Source organism: Sulfidibacter corallicola, from assembly GCF_017498545.1.
Lineage (GTDB): Bacteria > Acidobacteriota > Holophagae > Acanthopleuribacterales > Acanthopleuribacteraceae > Sulfidibacter > Sulfidibacter corallicola.
This window is the reverse complement of sequence record NZ_CP071793.1, coordinates 4576830-4597502: the sequence shown is the minus strand read 5'-3', so window position 1 is coordinate 4597502 and position 20673 is coordinate 4576830. Positions and strand designations below refer to the sequence as shown.

General features: G+C 58.0%; 14 protein-coding genes. 12 read left to right on the top strand and 2 right to left on the bottom strand.

The annotated features are described in order from the left end of the window. Positions 1–738 precede the first annotated feature (738 nt). From J3U87_RS13475 to J3U87_RS13425, 11 genes are all read left to right on the top strand, one after another. Positions 739–2640 carry a GGDEF and EAL domain-containing protein gene (locus J3U87_RS13475; protein ID WP_237383567.1) on the top strand — a complete coding sequence of 634 codons (1902 nt, stop codon included), beginning with the start codon at positions 739–741 and terminating at the stop codon, positions 2638–2640. A gap of 97 nt (positions 2641–2737) precedes the next feature. Next, positions 2738–3706, top strand: a complete 969-nt coding sequence (locus J3U87_RS13470) for a glycosyltransferase family 4 protein (protein WP_237383566.1) — start codon at positions 2738–2740, stop codon at positions 3704–3706. A gap of 581 nt (positions 3707–4287) precedes the next feature. Continuing rightward, positions 4288–4854 carry a carboxymuconolactone decarboxylase family protein gene (locus J3U87_RS13465; protein ID WP_237383565.1) on the top strand — a complete coding sequence of 189 codons (567 nt, stop codon included), beginning with the start codon at positions 4288–4290 and terminating at the stop codon, positions 4852–4854. A gap of 96 nt (positions 4855–4950) precedes the next feature. Beyond that, the gene (locus tag J3U87_RS13460; protein WP_237383564.1) at positions 4951–5580 is read left to right on the top strand and encodes a TetR/AcrR family transcriptional regulator; all 630 of its coding nucleotides are present in this window, start codon (positions 4951–4953) and stop codon (positions 5578–5580) included. Between the two features lie 749 nt (positions 5581–6329). Further along, entirely contained in the window at positions 6330–6872 is a 543-nt protein-coding gene (locus J3U87_RS13455) for an RNA polymerase sigma factor (RefSeq protein WP_337249565.1), read from the top strand. Continuing rightward, on the top strand, positions 6869–7660 hold the full coding sequence (locus J3U87_RS13450; RefSeq protein ID WP_237383563.1) for a hypothetical protein: 792 nt from the start codon (positions 6869–6871) through the stop codon (positions 7658–7660). The genes J3U87_RS13455 and J3U87_RS13450 overlap by 4 nt, the downstream gene beginning before the upstream one ends. Further along, positions 7657–10434 carry a CHAT domain-containing protein gene (locus tag J3U87_RS13445; protein WP_237383562.1) on the top strand — a complete coding sequence of 926 codons (2778 nt, stop codon included), beginning with the start codon at positions 7657–7659 and terminating at the stop codon, positions 10432–10434. Before J3U87_RS13450 ends, J3U87_RS13445 begins: the two co-directional genes overlap by 4 nt. Before the next feature lie 69 nt (positions 10435–10503). After that, complete coding sequence (locus J3U87_RS13440; protein ID WP_237383561.1) at positions 10504–11397, top strand: hypothetical protein; 894 nt, start codon at positions 10504–10506, stop codon at positions 11395–11397. 68 nt (positions 11398–11465) lie between these two features. Continuing rightward, the gene (locus tag J3U87_RS13435; RefSeq protein WP_237383560.1) at positions 11466–12917 is read left to right on the top strand and encodes a hypothetical protein; all 1452 of its coding nucleotides are present in this window, start codon (positions 11466–11468) and stop codon (positions 12915–12917) included. Positions 12918–13327: 410 nt separating this feature from the next. Continuing rightward, the gene (locus J3U87_RS13430; protein ID WP_237383559.1) at positions 13328–13672 is read left to right on the top strand and encodes a hypothetical protein; all 345 of its coding nucleotides are present in this window, start codon (positions 13328–13330) and stop codon (positions 13670–13672) included. Positions 13673–13684: 12 nt separating this feature from the next. Continuing rightward, the gene (locus J3U87_RS13425) at positions 13685–15166 is read left to right on the top strand and encodes a hypothetical protein (protein ID WP_237383558.1); all 1482 of its coding nucleotides are present in this window, start codon (positions 13685–13687) and stop codon (positions 15164–15166) included. A 1902-nt stretch (positions 15167–17068) separates the two neighbouring features. On the opposite strand, the gene pdxR is transcribed toward J3U87_RS13425, so the two are convergent. After that, entirely contained in the window at positions 17069–18613 is a 1545-nt protein-coding gene (gene pdxR, locus J3U87_RS13420; protein ID WP_237383557.1) for a MocR-like pyridoxine biosynthesis transcription factor PdxR, read from the bottom strand. Positions 18614–18710: 97 nt separating this feature from the next. On the opposite strand from pdxR, the gene J3U87_RS13415 reads away from it, so the two are divergent. Continuing rightward, on the top strand, positions 18711–19436 hold the full coding sequence (locus J3U87_RS13415) for a pyridoxamine 5'-phosphate oxidase family protein (RefSeq protein WP_237383556.1): 726 nt from the start codon (positions 18711–18713) through the stop codon (positions 19434–19436). Between the two features lie 533 nt (positions 19437–19969). Here J3U87_RS13415 and J3U87_RS13410 read toward each other — a convergent pair. After that, positions 19970–20620 carry a fumarylacetoacetate hydrolase family protein gene (locus J3U87_RS13410; RefSeq protein WP_237383555.1) on the bottom strand — a complete coding sequence of 217 codons (651 nt, stop codon included), beginning with the start codon at positions 20618–20620 and terminating at the stop codon, positions 19970–19972. Between the last annotated feature and the right edge of the window lie 53 nt (positions 20621–20673).

The following is a 20673-nucleotide window of genomic DNA, read 5'->3' as shown; positions in this document are numbered from 1 at the left end:
GTATCGTTGGGCGCGTTGCGGGACGGGTCGCTGGGCTCGAGGGAGTGAGCTGTCTATGGGAGAGGGAGCTGAGTGCCGGCTGGTAAGGCGGAAAAACACCGAAAAAGGGGTCAGAATAAAATGAAAAAAGGAGTATGTCATCGATACGTGTTCTCGTGGCGGATGGTATGGATGTCCGGTGTCTTTTGACGGAGGAGAAGGCGGGCCCTCATCGGTAGGTGGCGAATTTTGTGGTTGGGTTTCGAAAGTGTCGGTTTTTGGAAAGATGCGCGGGGACCTTCGTTAAGAAAGGTGGATCTGTGTGAGGCGAGGGTCTTTTGCTTGGGACCTTACGTTTCTCGGGCCCCTCGCTTCCGTTGGCGATCCCGGTCACATCCCCGGCGTGTGTCATCCGGGTCGCGTCTCGTTACGGTTTCGTCCAAGAAAACCGAGCCGTTGCGGCCATGGCTCGAGCTGTCGCCGACGATGTGGGGAATCTAGGCTAAGCAGGTGAGACGGTTATTCTTGGCTCCCGTCGGCAGAGGGAAAACCGTGCGACCCGCGCTTGGTTCGGGCTATCTCGGGTAGATTCAGGGGTTGATAAAAATTCCAGCGGACTGGTATGATGCCGTAGACGCTCCTATGACAGGTTCAATTCCTCGTGACTCCAACTACGGATGTACCCGATGATGATGGTTGTTCAGGCATTGGCACAGGGGATTGATTGCCTCTTCAAACTTGGTCCAAGGTGTTTTGGGAATGGGCTGGGTTAATCGCCGCATCCTCATTGTCGACGACAACGCGGATATCCACAAAGATTTCCGGAAAATCTTGGGTGCATCCAAGAAGAGATCAAAGCGTTCGCATTTGGATGCCATCGAGCAGCAGCTCTTTGCCGAGGAAGGCGAGAGCGATACCGACGAGCCCAGCAACCCCGGCATCTACGACGTGGAGTACGAAATCGATTCGGCCTACCAGGGTGAAGACGCCATCAAGATGGTGGAGGAGGCCAATCGTCAGGGCCGCGCCTACGCGCTGATTTTCATGGATGTTCGCATGCCGCCCGGCATCGACGGCATCGATACGATCTACCGCATTTGGGCCAAGCACCCCAATGTCGAGGTGGTCATCTGTACCGCCTATTCCGATTACTCGTTCGAGGAGATCCTCGAGAAACTGGGGACCACCGATCGGCTGTTGTTCCTCAACAAGCCGTTCGACAGCATCGTGGTCAAGCAAATGGCGCTGTCGTTGACCCGCAAGTGGACCCTGCACGAGGAGGCGCGCCAGCACGTCAAGCGCCTCAAGACCGAGATCGATCAGCGGCGCGAATCCGAAAAGCGCCTGAACCACATGATCAATCACGACGAGTTGACGGGCCTCGCCAACCGCAACCAGCTTCAGATCGAGTTGGCCAAGGCCATCGAGAGCGCGCGGCGCGACAACACCCGGTTCGCGCTGTTCTTCGTGGATCTGGATCGGTTCAAGGAAGTGAACGATACCCTGGGCTACCAAAACGGCGACAAGCTGATCGCCAAGGTCGCCGCCCGCCTGCAGACCACCTTCGGCGATATCGGGCGAGTGTTCCGTCAGGGCGGCGACGAATTTGCCGTGCTGCTTCCCAAAATCACCTCGCTCACCCAAACCTCGAAAATCGCCAATCACCTTCAAAAGGTCTTCGAACCGCATTTCGATCTGGGCGACCTGAACATCGAGATCCATCCCAGCATCGGCATCGTCGTCTACCCCGATCACGGCTGCAACATGGACATGCTCATGCGGCACGCCGACATGACGCTGATGAGTGCCAAGCGCACCGAGCAGGGATTCAAGTTCTACCGCGAGAACATGAACCTCTACACGCCCCAGCGCCTGTTGCTGTTGAGCGAGCTGCGCCGGGCGATCAGTTCCGACGAGCTGATGCTTTATTTCCAACCCAAGGTCAACCTGCGCGACGGCTGTGTCGAGGGCGTCGAAGCCCTGACGCGATGGCCCCATCCGACGCACGGGTTCATCCCGCCCAACGAGTTCATTCCTCTGGCCGAGCGCTGCGGTATCATTCGCCATCTCACCTCCTGGGTTCTCAAGGAGGCGCCGCGTATGTGGCGCGTCTGGCGGGATCAGGGCATCGATCTGGCGGTGTCCATCAACCTGACCGCCCAGGACGTGTTGGACCCGCAGCTTCCTTCCAAGGTTCGCGATGTTTTGGAAGAGTACAACATGCCGCCCAACCGGCTCGGGTTCGAGGTTTCCGAGCGCGGCGTGATGGAGGATCCCGCTCAGGCGATTCAGATGCTGTCGACCATTTCCCAGATGGGGATCACGATCTCCATCGACAATTTCGGTACGGGTTACTCTTCGCTGGCCTACCTGAAGACCATGCCCGTCCGCCAAATCAAGATCGACCAATCGTTTGTCGAGGAAATGGGCAACAATCTCAACGACATCGCCATCGTGCGGTCGATGATCGACCTGGGTCACAATCTCGGCCTGAAGGTCATGGCCGAAGGGGTCAGCACTTCCGAATCCTACAACATGCTCAAGGAATTCGGATGTGACGCCATTCAGGGTTCGCACGTCAATCACCCGGTCCCGTCCGGGGAACTGCTTCTATGGCTCGAGTCCACCGAGTGGGTCGTCGCCACGCCCGTTTCGGATTGAGCCGCGGATCGCCGCGCCGAACACGGCGCTGCGAGGAGCCCGATTCCCATCTTTTTGAGGCGGCCCGCCAAGCGTGCCGTCGACGGGGGCAAGTCAGGTGAAACGTGTCGTCACTTTTTGCGCGCATCAACCCTATCTCTATTTGTTCAAGGGCATGAATTGGCGGTTGGATCTGATTCAACTGAAGGAGCAGAAGCGCTTTCTTCAGAACTGGCGCGAATCGGTACGGCCCCTGCCCCAGGGATGGCGCCTGGTGGACCTGGATCGGGCCAAGCGCGATCTGGCCGCCGGCCGCTACGATTTGGCCATTGCCCACAACATCAACGATTACATCGACTTCCTGCCTTTCCACGTGCCCCGCGTGTTGGTGATGCACACCAGCCTTCACAGCCGGTTCGCCGAGGAGCAGACCGACGTGGCGCCCGAGGAGTACCGCGCCCAATTCTACAGTCTGATCACGAAGACCAAGGGTGCGCTTGTTTTCGTGTCCGAGCACAAACGCAAGGATTGGGATTTGCCGGGCGTCGTGATTCCGCTCGTGGTGAGCCTCGAAGACTACCGCGGCTACACCGGTGAAAAGCCTGCGATTTTGCGTGTTTCCAATCACCTGGTCGAGCGCGGTGAAATCCTCGATTACCCAGCCCACCAACGCCTCAGCGATGGCCTGCCGCTCACCCTGATCGGCGAGAATCCGAGCCTTGCCGACGCCGACGTGGCCGAGAGCTGGGATGCCCTGCGTGCCGCCTATCGGGAACATCGCCTCTATCTGCACACCGCCAAACCCGGGCTGGAGGATGGCTACAACACCGCCATGCTCGAGGCCATGGCGACGGGCATGCCGGTCGTGAGTACCGCCCATCCCACCAGTCCGATTCGCGACGGCGTCAATGGCTTCGTTTCCGACGACCTCGACGAACTGCGCCGGAACGTCGAGCGTTTGCTCGGTGATCGCGAATTGGCCGCGAAGCTGGGGGCGAACGCGCGCAAGACCGTGGCCGCCAAGTTCGCCAACGATCGTTTTCACAAGGCCTGGCGGAAAGTATTGAAGCACCTGACCAAGAAATGACCGGAGCCCATCTGGATACGGAAGGGTTGCCACTTCAAGGGTCGCCTTGCTGAATGGGCAAGGCTTTAGATTTTGGCAAGGGATTCGTCATCCGGTGGTTCGTTGGAACCCGATGTTTGGCTGCCGATACCGGTTTCCATTGGAAATGCCACCGATTTCAGGGGAACCGAGTTACATAGGCCTGCTTCTGGATGAGTGCTAATTAGCTTATCCCGAGCAGGTTGGGGTTTTTTTCGCTCGGAGTGGAATAGCCTTTTGACTTGCTTTGTACTGATTGGTACAGTCTGGCATGTACTGAACGGTACAAAGCGAGCTGTGCTTTTGCGATGCTTTCCTGTGATGTTTCTCGAAACGACAACCCCGACGACCTTGGCTCGATCACCGAGCCGTCATGAACGGCAAGCGAGTCTGCACGCGACCTTTAAGTGAATCCTGGACGTCGCGAGACGCGAACGGGGCACGATGCCCTCCCGTTCGCATCTCCCCACACACCGGATTCGGCACCCACGACGCGGCAGACTCCCTTGCGCCGGTACTCGGAGACGAGGCCGAATCCCACGGATACCGAAGGAGTTGATGATATGTCCGAATTCCAAGTTCACGACCTGGCTTCCGCCCCTGTTGCATCTCAACCGGAGCTCGCCCGGGTTCGGAAGAAATACGGATTCCTGCCCAACCTCGCCGGAGTGCTCGCCGAATCACCGGCGGCCCTGGAAGGTTACTTCGCGATCGGCGGCATCTTCGAGAAATCCAGTTTTTCCCACACCGAGAAGCAGATCGTCCTGCTGACCGCGAGCTACGAGAACCAGTGCCACTACTGCGTGGCCGCCCACTCCACGATTGCTGGTATGCTGAAGGTGTCGGACCACATCGTTGCCGCACTGCGCGATGGGGCGCCGTTGCCCGACGCCAAGCTGGAGGTGTTGCGCTCGTTTACCCGGAGCCTGGTGGTAAACCGAGGTTGGGCAGAGGAACAGGAATTGGAGGCATTCTACGAGGCCGGCTACACCAAGGCCCAGGCATTGGAAGTGATCGTCGGCATCGCCATGAAGACCATCAGCAACTACACCAACCATTTGAGCGAAACCCCCGTTGACGATGCGTTCGCGGCCAACGCTTGGGAAGTGCCGGCGGCGACCGGCGCCTGAGCGGATCACGCGCTTCGAACGCCATGGGCCTCTCGGACTGGGAGACGAGAGGCCCATTCCTCGATCCTGGAGCGGGGCAGGAAAAGGTAGCCGGACATGGAGCGAGCGACGCGAACCAAAGGACACAACACCCGATCCCGCATTTTGGAAACCGCGGCCAGACTGATTCATCGACGAGGCGTGCACGCGACGAGCGTGGATCAGGTGCTCACCGAGTCCGGCACGGGCAAGAGCCAGTTCTACTACCATTTCAAGACCAAGGAAGCCTTGGTCCACGCGGTGCTCGAGTATCAGGTCGAGCTGGTGATGGAGGCCCAACGGGAGCAGTTGGCGGGGCTGGACCGGTGGTCGACGATCGAAGCCTGGTTCGGGGGCATGATCGAGGCCAAACGCGGTGACGACGCTTATCTGCTGGGATGTCCGGTGGGAACCTTGGCCGCGGAGATGACCCATCACGACGCCGACCTGCGCGCCAAGTTGGACGACATCTTCACCATGTGGCGTCAGTGCCTGGCCGCGGGATTGCGACGCATGCAGGAGCGCGGCGAGTTGAAGGCCGAGGCCGATCCCGAAGCCTTGGCCGAGTTCGCGATCGCGGCCAAGCAGGGCGCCTTCCTCGTGACCAAGACCCGCCGCGACATCTCGGTCCTGGTGACGGTTTTGGGCCAGGTACTGCGGCACCTCAAATCGTTCGCCGTAGCGCCCGAAGCCGCCGAATCGCGGTGATCGAAGCCCGAACACCCGAAGAAACAGCGACTTGAGAGCGGAGCGGTGCAGCCGATAAGGCAGCGCTCTCCGACTGAACGCTTCAAGGCGATTCACGCGGACAGTGCCCGCCAATCGAGAGATTCGTCGTGCCCGGTAGAGATTCGGCAGGGGCGGTAAACCAGCCCGCTGAAATCGGTCGAAGTGACCAGCCAAGGAGTTCCCGAGAATCAAGACGGGCCAGACTTCGTTGTAAGTGTGCGACTCCAAATTACGATGAAGCTACGAGTTTTTATCACCAAACTTCCTTTGGGTAGCCTTCATGGCCAATCTACCGCGGCCTCCATGGGCCGGTATTCGAATAGACATCATCGTCGGAAGACCATCAAGCGCCGCTGCTCCTCACCACGTAGATGGCAAAAGCATCCAATTTTTCGCTTTTTCTCAGAATAAAAATCATTCAATACTCTGACATCATTGAAGTTAGCCATGAAAATCAAATTGAAAACGTTTAGTCGACTTTTAGAGATCATGAAATGATTTTTGCACTGAAATAAAAGACATATACTGCTTACAATATAAACTAGGCAGCATCCCGAAAATCCCATGCTTCTTTCGAGGAAAGTGGGGTCTCTATGGATCCCCCGCGGAACACTATGCTAATCCTGCGTGTTTTGATGCGCTCTCTCTCGAATTTCCTCGACGTCGTGGTCCGAATCCGGCTCGGACAACTCAAGTAGCGCCAATTCTGCAACCGAGGCATAGACATCATGGATATGGAGTCGCACCCCCATTTTCGCGTCTTCTTCGATCAGTACTACCCCGTCATCTACCGGAATTTTCGTGCGCGCATCAAGGATTGGAGCCTTGCCGAAGAGCTGGCCCAGGAGACGTTTTTTCGAGCGAGTCGGTCGATGGATCCGGCCCGTGAGGAATACTCATTGGCATGGCTGACCGTCATTGCCGATAATGTATTCAAGAATTGGCTGAGATATCGATACGCATCGAAGCGGGATGGCGTGGAACAACCCATCGAGGAATCGGAGTCAGGTACGCCTTACCATGATCCCAAGCAAGAAAAGGCCTTGATCCTCAAACAGCGCATGGATGGCTTGAAATTGGCCATCGAGGCGCTGTCCCCACAAATGAGAAGGTGCTTCACTTTGTTTTACCTGAACGAATACAAATACGAAGAAATCGCACTTCTGCTGGGGATCAGTGTGCAAACGGTGAAGTCCCAATTGAGCCGCGCCAGACACAAGGTTGCAGACTCGCTGAAAAAAGATCACCAGGAAGTGGGGAAACAAGCATGAATCAGTTGTTCGACGAAGCACTCGAGATGGCGCGAAACCAAAAGACAACCCTGACGTGGCACCCTGAATTCCAGGAATTGGCAGATTTCGCGAAAAGCGATGGTGCATCGCAGTCCCAAGAACGGATCCTCGAACACCTGGCTCAGTGCCCCGACTGCGCCGACTTGGTTTTGGCCATTCGAAAGGAGTCGCAGCCTGTAGATTCAGCCCAGGAACAACCGGATGCTGACGAGGAAGCCTGGACGCGCTTCCTGCAATACGAGAGGGTGCGGCGGGATGCCGAATCCGTAGAGCATCAGAGGGTGCCGTCATCTCACTCCACCCCGTCTCGTTTCTCCCCTAGGCTGCTGCTGGGTTTGGGTTTGGCCGCCGCGGTGGCGCTGGGCTGGTTGCTCGGCACCTTCGGTACCGCCATCGAAAAGAACGCCAAACCGGCCCCGATTTTGGCTGCACCGTTGGTTTTGATGCTTCAGCCCATCGATCCTGCCAATACACAGCGGGGAGTGAAAGACCCGCGGGCGGCATTTGCGGATCTAGCGCTGGTCCTCACCTCGAACCATGCCGCCGAGTATGCCGCATACCGCGCGGTGTTCCATGGTGAAGGGGCGTCCTCATTGGAGATCGAGGGGCTTCAACGACAAGAAGACCGCTCGTTCGTGCTGGTAATCCCGCAGGGGAATTTGAAGCCCGGGACCTACCGCGTCGAAACCTTCGGGTTGGACCAAGAGGTATGGCGGCCGATGGACCGGTACCTGTTGACGGTTGCCGCGCCTTTCGGACAACCATGATACCCAAACGATTGGGGTTCGGCGCCTGTCATGGGCTCCTTCTGGCGATCGTTTGGACCTGCGGCACTGGCCTCTTTGGCCATACCGAGCCGCGTCGCCTGCAGGGCCGCTGGCATCAACCGAATCCGGAATGGGTGCGGCTCCCTTTGCCTGCGGATCGGACCATCTATCTGCTGGTCGCCACCGAATCCGGAGTCGGTCGCGTTTGGATGGAACGCCAGGGCGAACGAAAGACGGTGTCGACCCTGGCCTCCCTGGACGCGACAGCAACCGCCCTTAAGGTCGAGACGAAGAGCCCCGAAACCTTGATCTTGGGGTTTTCGGCAGAATCAGGGAAAGGCGAGCCTCGGGGCGCATGGTGGCTCGAATATGTGACGATCGACCCTGCCGCGCCCCTTCCCCCTGCGTTGGAACCCTGGCTGGCCGCTTTCGAGAAAATGCGACGGAGCGGCAATATGGCCGAATCCTTGGAGGCCACTTCGTCCTTTTCCAGGCACGGTTTCGGGTCGGCCGCCCTGATTTCGGCGGTGGCCACCACCGGAACTCTGGACCGCGAGTCCCTCTGGCCTGCGGCAAGAGACGCGATCGCATCCTTGCTCGGCGAGACCGAACTCACGACGTTGCCCGACCTTCGCGCCCGGCTCTTGCTTCGTCTCGGTTATCTCGAACTCAAGTTGGGCAAGCTGGAGGATGCGTCCCGGCACCTGAATCGTGTGGTACGCCATCGCCACCAAGCCGGGCAACCCGATCACGAAGCCGTCGCCCACCATGCGCTCGGCTATCTCCACATCATCTCCGGTGATATCGACAAGGCAGAAGTCGCCTACACGCAGGCGTTGCAGTTGTTTGGCCGAACGGAGCCCCTTCGGCTTCGCACCCAATTGGAAATGGGCTGGCTCTCGTTCCGGCGTGGCCACTATGGCGATGCGATTCGGTCCTTCCGGCACTTGATCGACCTCGGGGAACGATACGGCGATGACTGCTTTCTCCACGAGCTGCACGACCGCCTGGGTTCTGCACTCGGGAAGGTCCGTGACTGCGCCGAAGCGGAGCGCCATTTGACGCGTGCCTACGACCTGGCCGATCGGTGCACCCACGACCTGGAAGAAGCGCGCGCCGTCAATTTGGTCAATCAGGCATATCTGGTTTACCACTGTGGGGAGCCCGAGCGGGCCTTGAGGCTCATCGCCCGAGCTCAGGAGCGCTTTCCCAAGCATACTGGCTTGGGGAGCAAGGTCACGCTCCACTGGGTGAAGGCCATCGCGCTGCGCGATTTAGGCCAGACGGCTCGAGCTTTGTCCGCCTTCGATCGCTGCATCGAGGCGGTCGACGCCATTCGTTCGAAATCGGCCGGAAGTAGCGAGGGGTTTCAGTACTTTCAAACCTCCTATCGCAACATCGACGACGCCTTTCACCTCCTGTGGACGCTGCATCGCCAAGACACCGATGCGGGCTACGACGCCCGTGCTTTCGCAACCCAGGAGCGCATCCGGGCTCGCAACCTACTTTTGCGGATTTCGGGTGGAAAGACGCTCGACCTTTCCACTTCGCTCGCGCACGGTTCGGCGGATCTCCCGAAGGCGCGGCAATCGGCGACGCCACCCCGAACGACCGAGCTCCTCACGTCGGCCAAGCCAGGCAATTTCGGCGATTTCCTCCTTCCCTGTCAGGGGCTGTTGGCCTACTACCTGGGTACTGAAAAGGGGTATTGGTGGTTTTTGGACGAAAAGGGCCTGGAGATGGGTCTGCTCCCGCCGCGCGAGGAAATCGAGGGCGCGATCGAGCCCTACCTTCGGAGTCTTTCCTCGCCCACACTGTTCGGCCTCCCGCAAAGCCACATGCTGGCGGCATCGCTGGCCGCCAAGCTTCTTCCAGATCACGATCGCATCGCCAGGTTGGACCGTTTGGTGATCCTTCCGGATGGACACCTCTACAAACTCCCTTTCGCCGCACTTCCTCTTGTGACTGCCGGCGACATGCCCGGTTCCGGTAGTCCCCTCGCCGCGCACGTCGTGCTCAACATCGTGCCCTCGCTCTCCATCGGGCGTCACTTACGGCAACGGGCCGCCGCACGGCACCTTCCAGAACGGACCGTTCTGGTCCTGGCCGATCCCGTGTTCGGCCTCGAGGATCCGAGATTGGTGGGTCAGGCGACCGACCCAAGCTTCGAAACCAGCTCTCTCTTTCCCCGCTTGGCTCACTCCCGTCGTGAGCGCATCGCTTTGGAGCGGATCGAGGGTGAGACCCGCGTCGAAGGGTTTAGCGGATTCGACGCCTCTCTGTCCAACTTTCTGGACCAACCCCTGCAGTCTTTTCGATTGATCCACCTGGCCACCCATGCAGTCGAGATCGCCGAGCACATGGGACACTCCGGTTTGATTTTCGCCTTGAACGATGTGCGGGGAATGGAGCTCCACCCTAATTTTCTCAGCGCTGCCGACGTGGCCGATCTGGACTTGTCCGCCAACTTGATGGTGCTCAGTGCATGTAGTACCGCCGGTGGTCCCCTTTTTCGAGGGGAAGGGGTGCTGGGCCTTTCGGTGGCCTTCCTCGAAGCGGGCGCTACCGGGGTGATCGGCAGTTTGTGGGATGTGGAAGACGACGCCACGGCGACACTGATGGAGCATTTTTACCACCATCTCGCACAGGGTCTCGACTCGGCGGAAGCGTTGCGTGCGGCCCAGTTGGCGCTTTCCTCGAGCGAGCGTTGGCGCGCCCCCAAATACTGGGCCGGATTCACCCTGATCGGCGAACCAAAAATAATTTTCAAATAAGTTGCAACAATCTTTTTTATTCCGTGTTTTCACTCACATAAGCAGCCAATTCAAAGCACGGAGGAACACATGAGTAAGGATGTGCAACACGCGATTTCTGCCTTGCAAAATAAAGTATTGGTCAATCTAGAGGAATTCGCTTCTCTCCGAGGTAGCGAAATGATTCAAGAAATCTATTTCTTGGTGTTGGGATTCAACTATTATGACCAGCGATATCCTGATAACTTTTTCGCATCTCCAATCTCTTCGACCAGTAACATGTCCAGTACTGAGCAACAAGTTTTTGATTTCGAAATCGATTCAGATCAACGGGTTAAACCCGGTGAAGCAAAAGCTCTGAAATTCGACAACCACCACAAAGTGGGGGAGAAAAGGAAACTCCTAGGAGAAACGACGAGATACAATAACTCGATTTTGGACTTCTTCTACGCATGGACATCACCAGTCTACCAGGTAGTAAAAGAAAGAGTGCACCAGTTCCCTCATGGACTCCCTCTTTTTTATGGAACACCCGACCAAGTAGCGTCCATTTATCTTGCGGCCTTTCAAATAAACCCTGAATCGGGAAGTGCTCCAGAAGATGCCTACAAAGGTATAAGCGATCGTCTCGACGAGGCTTCAAAATTTCACCCAAAGACAGTAAGGCAAGACTTGCACGATGCGGTCAAGGCTATGCAAGAAATAGATTTCATTCGAAAGCAACGGGAAGTCGAACCAACGATGTTCAGGTCTTTGGCTCAGACCAAGCACGACCAACGCAGAATCGAGGTCAAATTCGAGCAAGTCCGAAAGGCTTTCAGCAGGTTGATCAAGGTATACGAAAACCTGGCGATCGAGGCGAACCACAAGATTCGCTATACCAACGTGTTTACGATTCGCGAAGAAGAACACTGGCTCGAAGGAGGTTACACCGATTGGGGTGATCAACGCATCGCGCTCAAGATCAACGTGGACGTCTCCTGAACGCTGCTCCAACCCAACGCCATTTCCTTGCGTCACCCCAACCACCTCGCTCCCCCCAGGAGGCGCTCATGAAAAACATCGCGTTCCCCGCTATTCGTGCGGATACGGGCAAGACTGCCGTTCCGACACAACCCATGACAGAGTTGGTCGGACGGCTCTTGGCCAATCCGCCGGTGGCTCGCAGGCGACCGGCACGCTCCGACAGGGGTGCCTTTGTCACCCGTTTCGTTCAGACGCCGGCGGTCGTGTCCCCTGATCGAGAGCTCCAAGGCCTCTTCGCGCCGCTCTCCGATTCGGAGTGGGACGACCTGTCCATCGCCGGCTGGGGTATTGCACTCCCCGAGGCTGAGCGTGAGGTCCTCATCCCCCAGTTGGCCCCCTTGCTGGAGATGCGGCAGGCCCAAGTTGGGAGCCGATACAAGGTGTTCACGTATCGCCCGGACGAGTCGATGCGAGAGGTTCTGGAACGGCACGGGCTATCGCCCGTCGAGGCGTCTCCCGAGGACGTTCCCCACTACCTTCTGCTCGTCGGGGACCCGGCCCAGGTGGCCTTCTCGTCCCAGTACAGCCTCGACCGCCTGTTTTCGGTAGGCCGCCTGGCCCTCGACCAACCCGAAGATTACGGTCGTTACGCCCGCAATGTGGTGCGCCACGAACACCGAACCACCTCGCGTAGGAAAGCAACCCTGTTCGGCACCATCCACCCCGACGAATCGACGTCAGCCCTCTCGGCGGCCTTCCTGATCCAGGCCCTGGGTAGGCGCATCGCCAACAGTGTTCCTGCGACTCACCTTCGCTTGGACACGCGGACGGCGGATGCGGCGGACAAGCGCACCCTTTCCAAGCTGATGGGCGGCGCTTTGACTCCCGACTTCCTGTTGACGGCAACCCATGGGGTCATGCTGCCACCGGGGCATGCGCGGCGTCGCCACCTCCAGGGGGCCATCCTATGCGCCGAATATCCGGGGGCGGAAGGATGGCACGGCAAGGCGATTCCGCCGCGCATGATGTTCTCGGGACAGGACGTGACGGAGGATCGAGACTTCAACGGCATGCTCGCACTGCTCTTTGGCTGCAACAGTGGGGGGACCCCCCAACGTTCCAGCTTCCCGCTGGAACCCCATCACCGCAGCCTGTTCGAAAGCCACGAACCTTTTATGGCCCACCTGCCGCGGCGCATGCTGGCGGTCCAAAACGGATGTCGGGCGGTAGTCGCCCACGTGGACACGGTGTACAACTGGAGCTTCGCCAACCGGCAAAAGCAGGAACAAACCGGTCCCTTTCAGGGCTTCGTGAAACGCCTGCTTGAAGGCCGAACGGTGGGGTACGCGATGAACCTCTTCCAGGAAAGCTATCTCGAGAAAACCGCGCGTTACCTGGAACTGGTGGCGTCCCACAACGAAGGCGATTCCCAGATGAGCGACGATGAGCTGGTTCACGCTTGGCTGGCGGTCAATGACATGCGCAACTACGTGTTGTTCGGGGATCCAGCGGTCCGCCTACCTCAACTAAATCTATGATTAGGGTATTCTAAGTATAATACTCGTTAATTCAAAAGAAGATACATAGCATCCAATCAAGGAGTGCGAAAGGGGTTTGGTGTGCATGCACATAGTGACAATGCTCTGTCGTATGAGTGTGTCTAGCATACGCAATCTTCAAATTGATATTTATTGACATCATTATCTATACATAAACTTGATGTCAGCTTGAAAAGTGTTCTTTCTAGGCTCCGTTTCCTCTGTGACCTTTGTGGTGAAAACACGCAGTCACCGTGTTTCGGGATAGAAACCTGCCTTTTTGGCTTGCGATTAGTTCGGAAAGACCGGTGCATTTATTGCTGATCACACTTGTCTTAGATACTAAATAATACACACTTTCTGTTCGCTCTAAACTCATAAACAAGACACAATAAAAAAAGGAGTACAACATGTTTAGAAACGATATTTGGCAAAATATTCCCAGGGGATCTCGTCTTGAAGTCAAAGTGAAGGCGACACCCGGGGTTCGATGCGAAGTTCACGGTTTTTTCAATTCTCCCCAAGACGAACACGACGACGATATCGATTGCCCACATCACAAACAACACCAGCTCGTTCCAGGGAGATCGGTGCTGACGGTCGTCGGACACGTCCACAATGCGGGAAGTCTCACGATCACCGCCACACTTCACACAAGTGATGAAAGCGCGCATCCCGGCTCACCGCTGACAGTCACTCTTCCCAGCTCCAGTGGACATTCCGGCGGGATCCATTTGGTCCTGGTCGTTCCTTGATGGAGGTCGACGATGCGGAGTGTTGTTTATCTGGGAATCATTTCACTTTTCGCCACAACGGTTTGGGGACAGGAAACCGTCGGTGATCTCCAAGATGAAGTTTGGAAAGAAATTGCTTCGGAAATTGAGAACCAGGATATTAAAAAACCTGCCGACCACAATGCGGCCAAAACCAATTCGGGTGCGCTTCCCTTTGGCGATCGCGTGGCGACGACTATCAACGACTTTCTTCCCACTCTATCCGGATTTGTGGAGACTACTCCCGCGGAAGACGGGACTTCCGCCACGATTCGCTACAATCTAGGACATTACAAGATCCCCTTCAAATTTGCCGCAGCGACCACGGTCCTCGAGCCGTCTCTGTTTGCGCCCATGCTGGCGGCTTACCCGGAAGATCAAAGATCCACCCGTGAAAGTGAACTGAAGGAAAGTTTGAAGGATTTGGATCGCACCATTCATTCTCTTAGTGTGAATTTACTTCGACCAGGTTGGGGCAGGAGCGGCAGAAGCTTGAACTCGGAACTCTTGGAAGACTATTTCAATAAAGTGCTTCGCTTCGAAGAGCTCGAGGAGAAAATCCAAGAAGAAATAAGCATGAAAGCAAACGATCTCTTTCAAAAGATGGATTTTACTGATAACTCATGGAAGAAGTATGTGAGAAAATCAGAACTTCTTGAATGGGAAAGAAATCTAATAAAATTCAATCAAAGAGATATGGACAGTATTTTCAATAGCTCTCGATCTGTACCTGTGCGATATTTTACAAAACAAGGGGTCAAAAAAATAAAATCTATCACAAAAAATTATTACAAAAATGTCTACAAGATAATTAATGATCAAAGTCAATTGCTCAAGGACTGGGATCCAAGTGTCATAAAAGAACTTTCACCGTTGGTTTCAGACCAAAACCAACTATACGGGTCGGTAGACTTTGTCGAAAACGATCGACTCGTCGGCCGCGATGAGCGAAGGTATAAAATGGGCCTCGAATTAGTCACCCCTCGAATTGGTTCCTGGGCTGACTATAAGAGAGCCAATGGCGGGGCCTCAGCCAACACTGTCCAAGGTTACCTGAACAAGGAAGCCAACAAAACCAGATGGCGCTTCAGCCTGGTCCTGGAAGGCACAGAGTTGAAGGAATACAGCAACGCCTTTCTCATCGATGCCACGGCGGAGGACAATCCGATGGACGTAACCCTGGATCCGGAATTCACCTCGAAAGCGACACTTGGCGTAGGTGTCGACGTGCGTACCAAGAATTGGGTGAACCTCAAGGGTCGTTTCGAACTGGCGGGGAGTTACCAAACCTTCCCCACAGGGTCGGAAGATCACCACTTCTGGACCTACGAACTGAAGTACACCCCCTCCACCAAGGGACACACTCGCTACCCGATTACCTTGAGATACGTGGATGTTGCCGACCAACTCGGCCAGGTCGACAATGAGTTGAGCGCCAACTTCGGCATCCTCTATACCTTGTTGCCACGGCTTTGACGCGTCCTCGACCAGCACGCCGATTCTCGAAACGGACCGGGAGGGCTTGACGGAGGCTGAACCAGGACAGCAAATCGCTTCAACCTGGCAGTCGCCCAAGCCCCTCCGGATTACACTCTCCCCACGCGAACCGGTGCCTGAGGACACCCAATCGAATTGACCATGAATCGAAATCATACGTTGCGATTGCCATGTGGGGTATTGTTTACGCCGTCCCAAAGTTGACCCAGCACCCAGGGCGCTGGGCCGATATGTCGAAGCAACGTACTTCCGCAGAGCCCGAATGCAGAGAGAGGCGTCGATGCGGTAAGTTGGCCCGCTGGGCCGACATGTCGAAGCAACGTACTTCCGCAGAGCCCGAATGCAGAGAGAGGCGTCGATGCGGTAAGTTGGCCCGCTGGGCCGACATGTCGAAGCAACCTATTTATCATCAAGCATCCATGCCCAAGAGCGAAGCGCGAAATCCTCACTCTGGCCTCCTCCGAAGCGACATACCACGCAGCAGCGGCTCAGGCCGAGGGCCGAAATGGCGATGGTCCGGCCACCGGTACACTGGCACGCCGACCACTGGGTTCTCAGGACAGATACCAATCGAAGCGAATTGCTCGAGAGTTCGCGCGTGTTCGACAGAGTCACCGCCCAGGCCGGGGGCCGGATTGCCGGTGGTTCGGCATTCCGACCACCGGGTTTCAAGTGGGTAACTAATCGAAGCGAATCGCTTGGGAGTTCCCGCATTTGTGAGAGGGGCGTCGTGCAGGGCCGGTAAGGCAGGGCCGGTATGGCCCGGTAGGTGCGCCGGCCTTACCGGCCCTGCCTTACCGGCCCTGCCTTACCGGCCCTGCCTTACCGGCCCTGCCTTACCGGCCCTGCCTTACCGGCCCTGCCTTACCGGCCCTGCCTTACCGGCCCTGCCTTACCGGCCCTGCCTTACCGGCCCTGCCATACCGGCCCTGCCCGGCGCACATTAATTAGGTTGGAACTCCTCGGATGGATTACTTCGACAAGTTCATCCGGCGGATGAACCTACCGGGCGCGACAAATCTCTCGGCATTCGGGCGCTCCGAACGGAACTTACTTCATCGAAGATTTTAAACCTTATTTTCGATCTTTACAGAGTTTGTTACATAAGAGGCACCAACTGTAACAACCTCTCCCGTGTTGGTTTGAGAACTGCCTGGCTGCGTTACATGGGAAAGGCCCAATCAGCAACTGAACGTCCCCGGATGAACCCGCTCGCTGGGCACTCTGGTGTTCTCGACATGCGGGAACCCCTTAACCGGAGGCTTCGTCCGGGAGTTTTCTGCGGAAGTACGAGCTTCGCTTTTGAAGTGTATTGTTTGGTGTTGATTCCGTTGCTTCGACTGGTGGAACAGGCCGGCCAGGACGACCCCTTCACCCACAGGCTCGACGTCTCTCTTTGCATGCGGGGGCTCCGCTAGCCGATCACTTCGCTTGGGTACGATCGGGGCGAGGGCGCGCTTCGTTCTTTGGGGCAAACTACTCCCGTTACATATGTTGCTTCGACATGTCGGCCCGGCGGGCCAACCTACAGGCTCGACGTCGCTTTTGGCATTCGGGAACTTTGAAAGCTGATCACTTCGGGGGTGTGCGATTGGGGAGAGGGTGGGCTTCGCTTCTCGTCGAATGTTCATGATGCTGCGTGGGTGGCTTCGATTGGTGGAGCAGGCTGGCCTGGGTGGCTCCCTCACCTACAGGCTCCTCGCCTCTCTCCGCTTGCGGGCTCCCGCATGGGGGTTGTTCGATGGATCGAAATGGGCAAACGTCAATGCTCCGCTCATGAAAAGAGTGTACTGACCGAACGGAAGGGCTTCGAAAAGCCGGCCTGGCAAGCTTACCGCCCCTGCCTTACTGGCCCTGATCAACTTGCTGACACGATGTCACTTACGGCATGCGGGGGTTCCTCTGGGAATCAACCTCGACGGGGTGGTAGCTGCGCTGCGCCAGCAGCGCGGCGATGCGTTTCACGCCCGCCTCCAGTTGGGCCTCGGGGAAGCCCGCGTACCCCAGGATCAACCCCGGGCGGCCGGGCCTTTCGGTGAAGTAGGTGGATAGCGCGCGCACCACCGTGCCGGTTGCGGCCGCGTCGCGGTAGAACGCCACGTCGTCGAACGGCTCCTGCGCCACCAGGGTTACGTGCATCCCGCCGCGCTGGGATTCGACCCGGAACCAGTTGGCCAGGTGGCGTTGGATCAGGTCGCCGAGCGCCTCGTAGCGCCGGCGATAGCACAGGCGCATGCGGCGCAGGTGGCTCGAGAAGTGACCCTCTCGAATGAATTCGGCCAGCACGGCCTGGTTCACCGGTTGGGTGAAGCTGTCCACAAACGAGCGCGCCTTGTGAAAGGTCTCGATGAGCCGTTTGGGGATCACGAGGTAGCCGATTCGCAGGGCTGGAAACATCACCTTGCTGAAGGTTCCCAGGTAAAGCACCGAATCTCGCCGATCCAGGCCCTGAATGGCCGGCAAGGGAGGGCCGTCGAAGCGGAACTCGCTGTCGTAGTCGTCCTCGACGATCCAGATCCCGCGCTCGTGGGCCGTGGCGAGCACGTCCAGGCGCCGTGGCATGGTCATCAACCGACCCATCGGATACTGGTGCGAAGGTGTCAGGAACATCAGTTTCGGATCGGGGCATCGCTTCAACCCCTCTTGGGGATTCAACCCGTCGCCATCGACGGGCACCGGCACCAGCCGTGCGCCGGCCTGACGCAGGGCGCCTCGGGCACCTTCGTAACAAGGCTCCTCGATCCAGGCCGCGTCGCCCTCGTCCAACAGCAAGCGACTGATGAGATCGATCGCCTGCTGCGAACCGCTGACCACGAACACCTGCTCGGCTTCGCAGCGCACGCCGCGACAGGCAGCCAGGTATCCCGCGATCGCTTCGCGGAGCGGGGCGTATCCCGCCGGATCGGCGTAGGTCATCATTTCCCGCGTCGCCTGGCGCCAATGGCGCGCTTGGAGCCGGGCCCACAGGTCGATCGGGAACTGCTCGAAATCGGGAATGCCTGGCGAGAAAGAGCGGGGCTGGGAAACCGGTGCCCGGCTCGAGGATGCATTGAGCTGCACGCCGCGCTTGGAGAGGGACGGGATGGGCCCCGCCTGGGGTTCTCCCGCCACGGGGCCGGTGTCGCGAAAGGCGGAATCCGGCAGCCGCGAGCACACGAAACATCCGGCACCCACCCGCGACTCCAACAACCCCTCGGAGGTGAGGAGGTCGTAGGCCGCACTCACGGTGTTGCGACCCAGGCCCAACATCGCCGCCAACTTGCGGGTGGCGGGCAGTCGATAGCCGGGCCGCCAGGTGCCCGACAGGATATGGTTGCGAATGGTATCGGCCAGTTGCTGGTAAAGCGGCTCGCTGCCCTCCTGATCGAGGCGCAGGGTGTTCAGCTCGGCCAACGGAAAATCGGTGGAACTCGGTGCGGGTGTCATGCGAATTGGACCTATATATTTTTCGGTATTGGATCTTTGGTTGGGGCCATTGGCACTTTAACATGATTTTCAAAGTCCGAGACGAGGAGTGTGAACCATGACCCATGCCAGCGAATCTCCGAACCGCGAGCAGGAAACCCACAAGACGGGCGAATCCAGCCTGCTGTCCCCGCGAACCCGGGTCACCCGCGTTCCGAAGCGCGGCCATTACGACCACGAAACGCTTTACCGCATCTGCGATGAAGCCTTGATTTGCCACGTGGGTTTCGTCTTCGAGGGCAAGGCCGCCGTGATTCCCACCATCCATTGGCGGGAAGGCAATCGCCTCTACATCCACGGCGCGACCAAGAGCAGGATGTTGCAGGCCCTGGCTCGAGGTGGCGAGGCCTGTATTTCCATTACCCTTCTCGACGGCCTGGTTCTGGCGCGGTCCGCGTTTCACCACTCGATGAACTACCGCTCGGTGGTCATCTACGCCAAGGGCCAGGTGGTGGAAGATGCGGATACCAGGCATCGCGTCCTGATGCACTTCGTCGACCACGTCTTTCCTGGTCGCGGTCAAGAAGTCCGCCCACCGAACGCCGCGGAACTCAAGGCGACCCAGGTCATCGGCTTCTCCATCGAGGAGGGTTCGTCCAAAATTCGGGTCGGTGGACCCATCGACGACGAAGAGGATCACGCGCTGCCGGTGTGGGCCGGCGTCATCCCGCTCACCTTGCAGGCGGGCGAGCCGATTGCGGCCGACGGTCTGGCTCCCGGCATCGCCGTGCCCGAATACGCGCGTAACTACAGCCGAGCCGGTGGGCAGATCGTCTCGTCGTGATCAGCACATCGAAGTGATTTTGTGCTTCGCTCTCGGGTTCCAAAAGAAGTCCAGACAGACGTTGCTTCGATTGGTGGAGCCGGTCCGGTACGGCTGGCAGCCTGCGCGGCTCGACTCACCTACGGGTACGGCGACTCTCTTTTTCGGCGGGAACTGCATGGTTGGATCGCTTCGGGGATGGTGTTTTGGGAGGTTTCTGGGCTTCGCTTGTTGGCGTCAGTCTCTCTCGGCGCTTGGGTCGCTTCGATTGGTGGCGCAGGCATGTCGACCCTCGCAGCATGCGGGAACTCCTCGCTTGGATCGCTTCGAAAAGTTCAGCGGGCCGCTGAACCTACCGGGCACGGCGCCCCTTTTCGACGTTAGGGAACTCTTTGAACGAGTCGCTTCGAAGTGTCGGCCGGGCCGGCCAACCTACCGCGACGACGCCCCTCTCGGGATGCGGGGACTACCTGGGTGGGTCGCTTCGAAGTGTCGGCCGGGCCGGCCAACCTACCGCGACGACGGCCCTCTCGGGATGCGGGTACTTCGAGCCGCTAAGTCGACTCGGTGTCGAAAAAGCCGACCGTCAGGCGGCAGTCGGTGTCCAGTTGGCTGCAGGTCAGCCGCAGTCGATCGCCCTCCGCCACCGGGCCGACCCCGGCCGGCGTGCCCGTGTAGACCAGGTCGCCCGCTCGCAGCGGCAAGGTACGGTTGATGAAACCCAGCAACGTGACGAAGTCGAACATCATCAAGCGCGTCTCGCCGTGTTGTCGCAATGCCTCGTTTTGAAAGAGTTGGAACGCGATGTTTTCGGTCAGGTCCGGCTGTTCCCACAGTGGCCCCAGGTAGGCCGCGTGCTGGAAACTCTTGGCCAATTGCCACGGCAAGCCCTTGGCCTTCAACTGGGATTGACGTTCGCGGGCGGTGAAATCGATGCCCAGACCCGCGTGACTGACCTGATCCAAGCCGCGAAAGGTCCCGGGCTCGATGTCGACCCCGATGCGCAGCACCACTTCCAGCTCGAAGTGGATGGGGGCCAGGCCGCGGGGAAACATCAACGCAGACGCGTCGGTCAGCGAGGAGACCGATTTGCCGAAGACCACCGGGACCTCCGGAATCTCGTTGTTCAATTCCTCGATGTGCTTTACGTAGTTTCGGCCGATCGCAAGCACGTTGCGGCATTCGGCGATCCAGGGATTCGACATGGCTCGCTCCTCTCGGGTGCTTCGGTGAGGTCTTTATAGCTCAAACCGGCGAT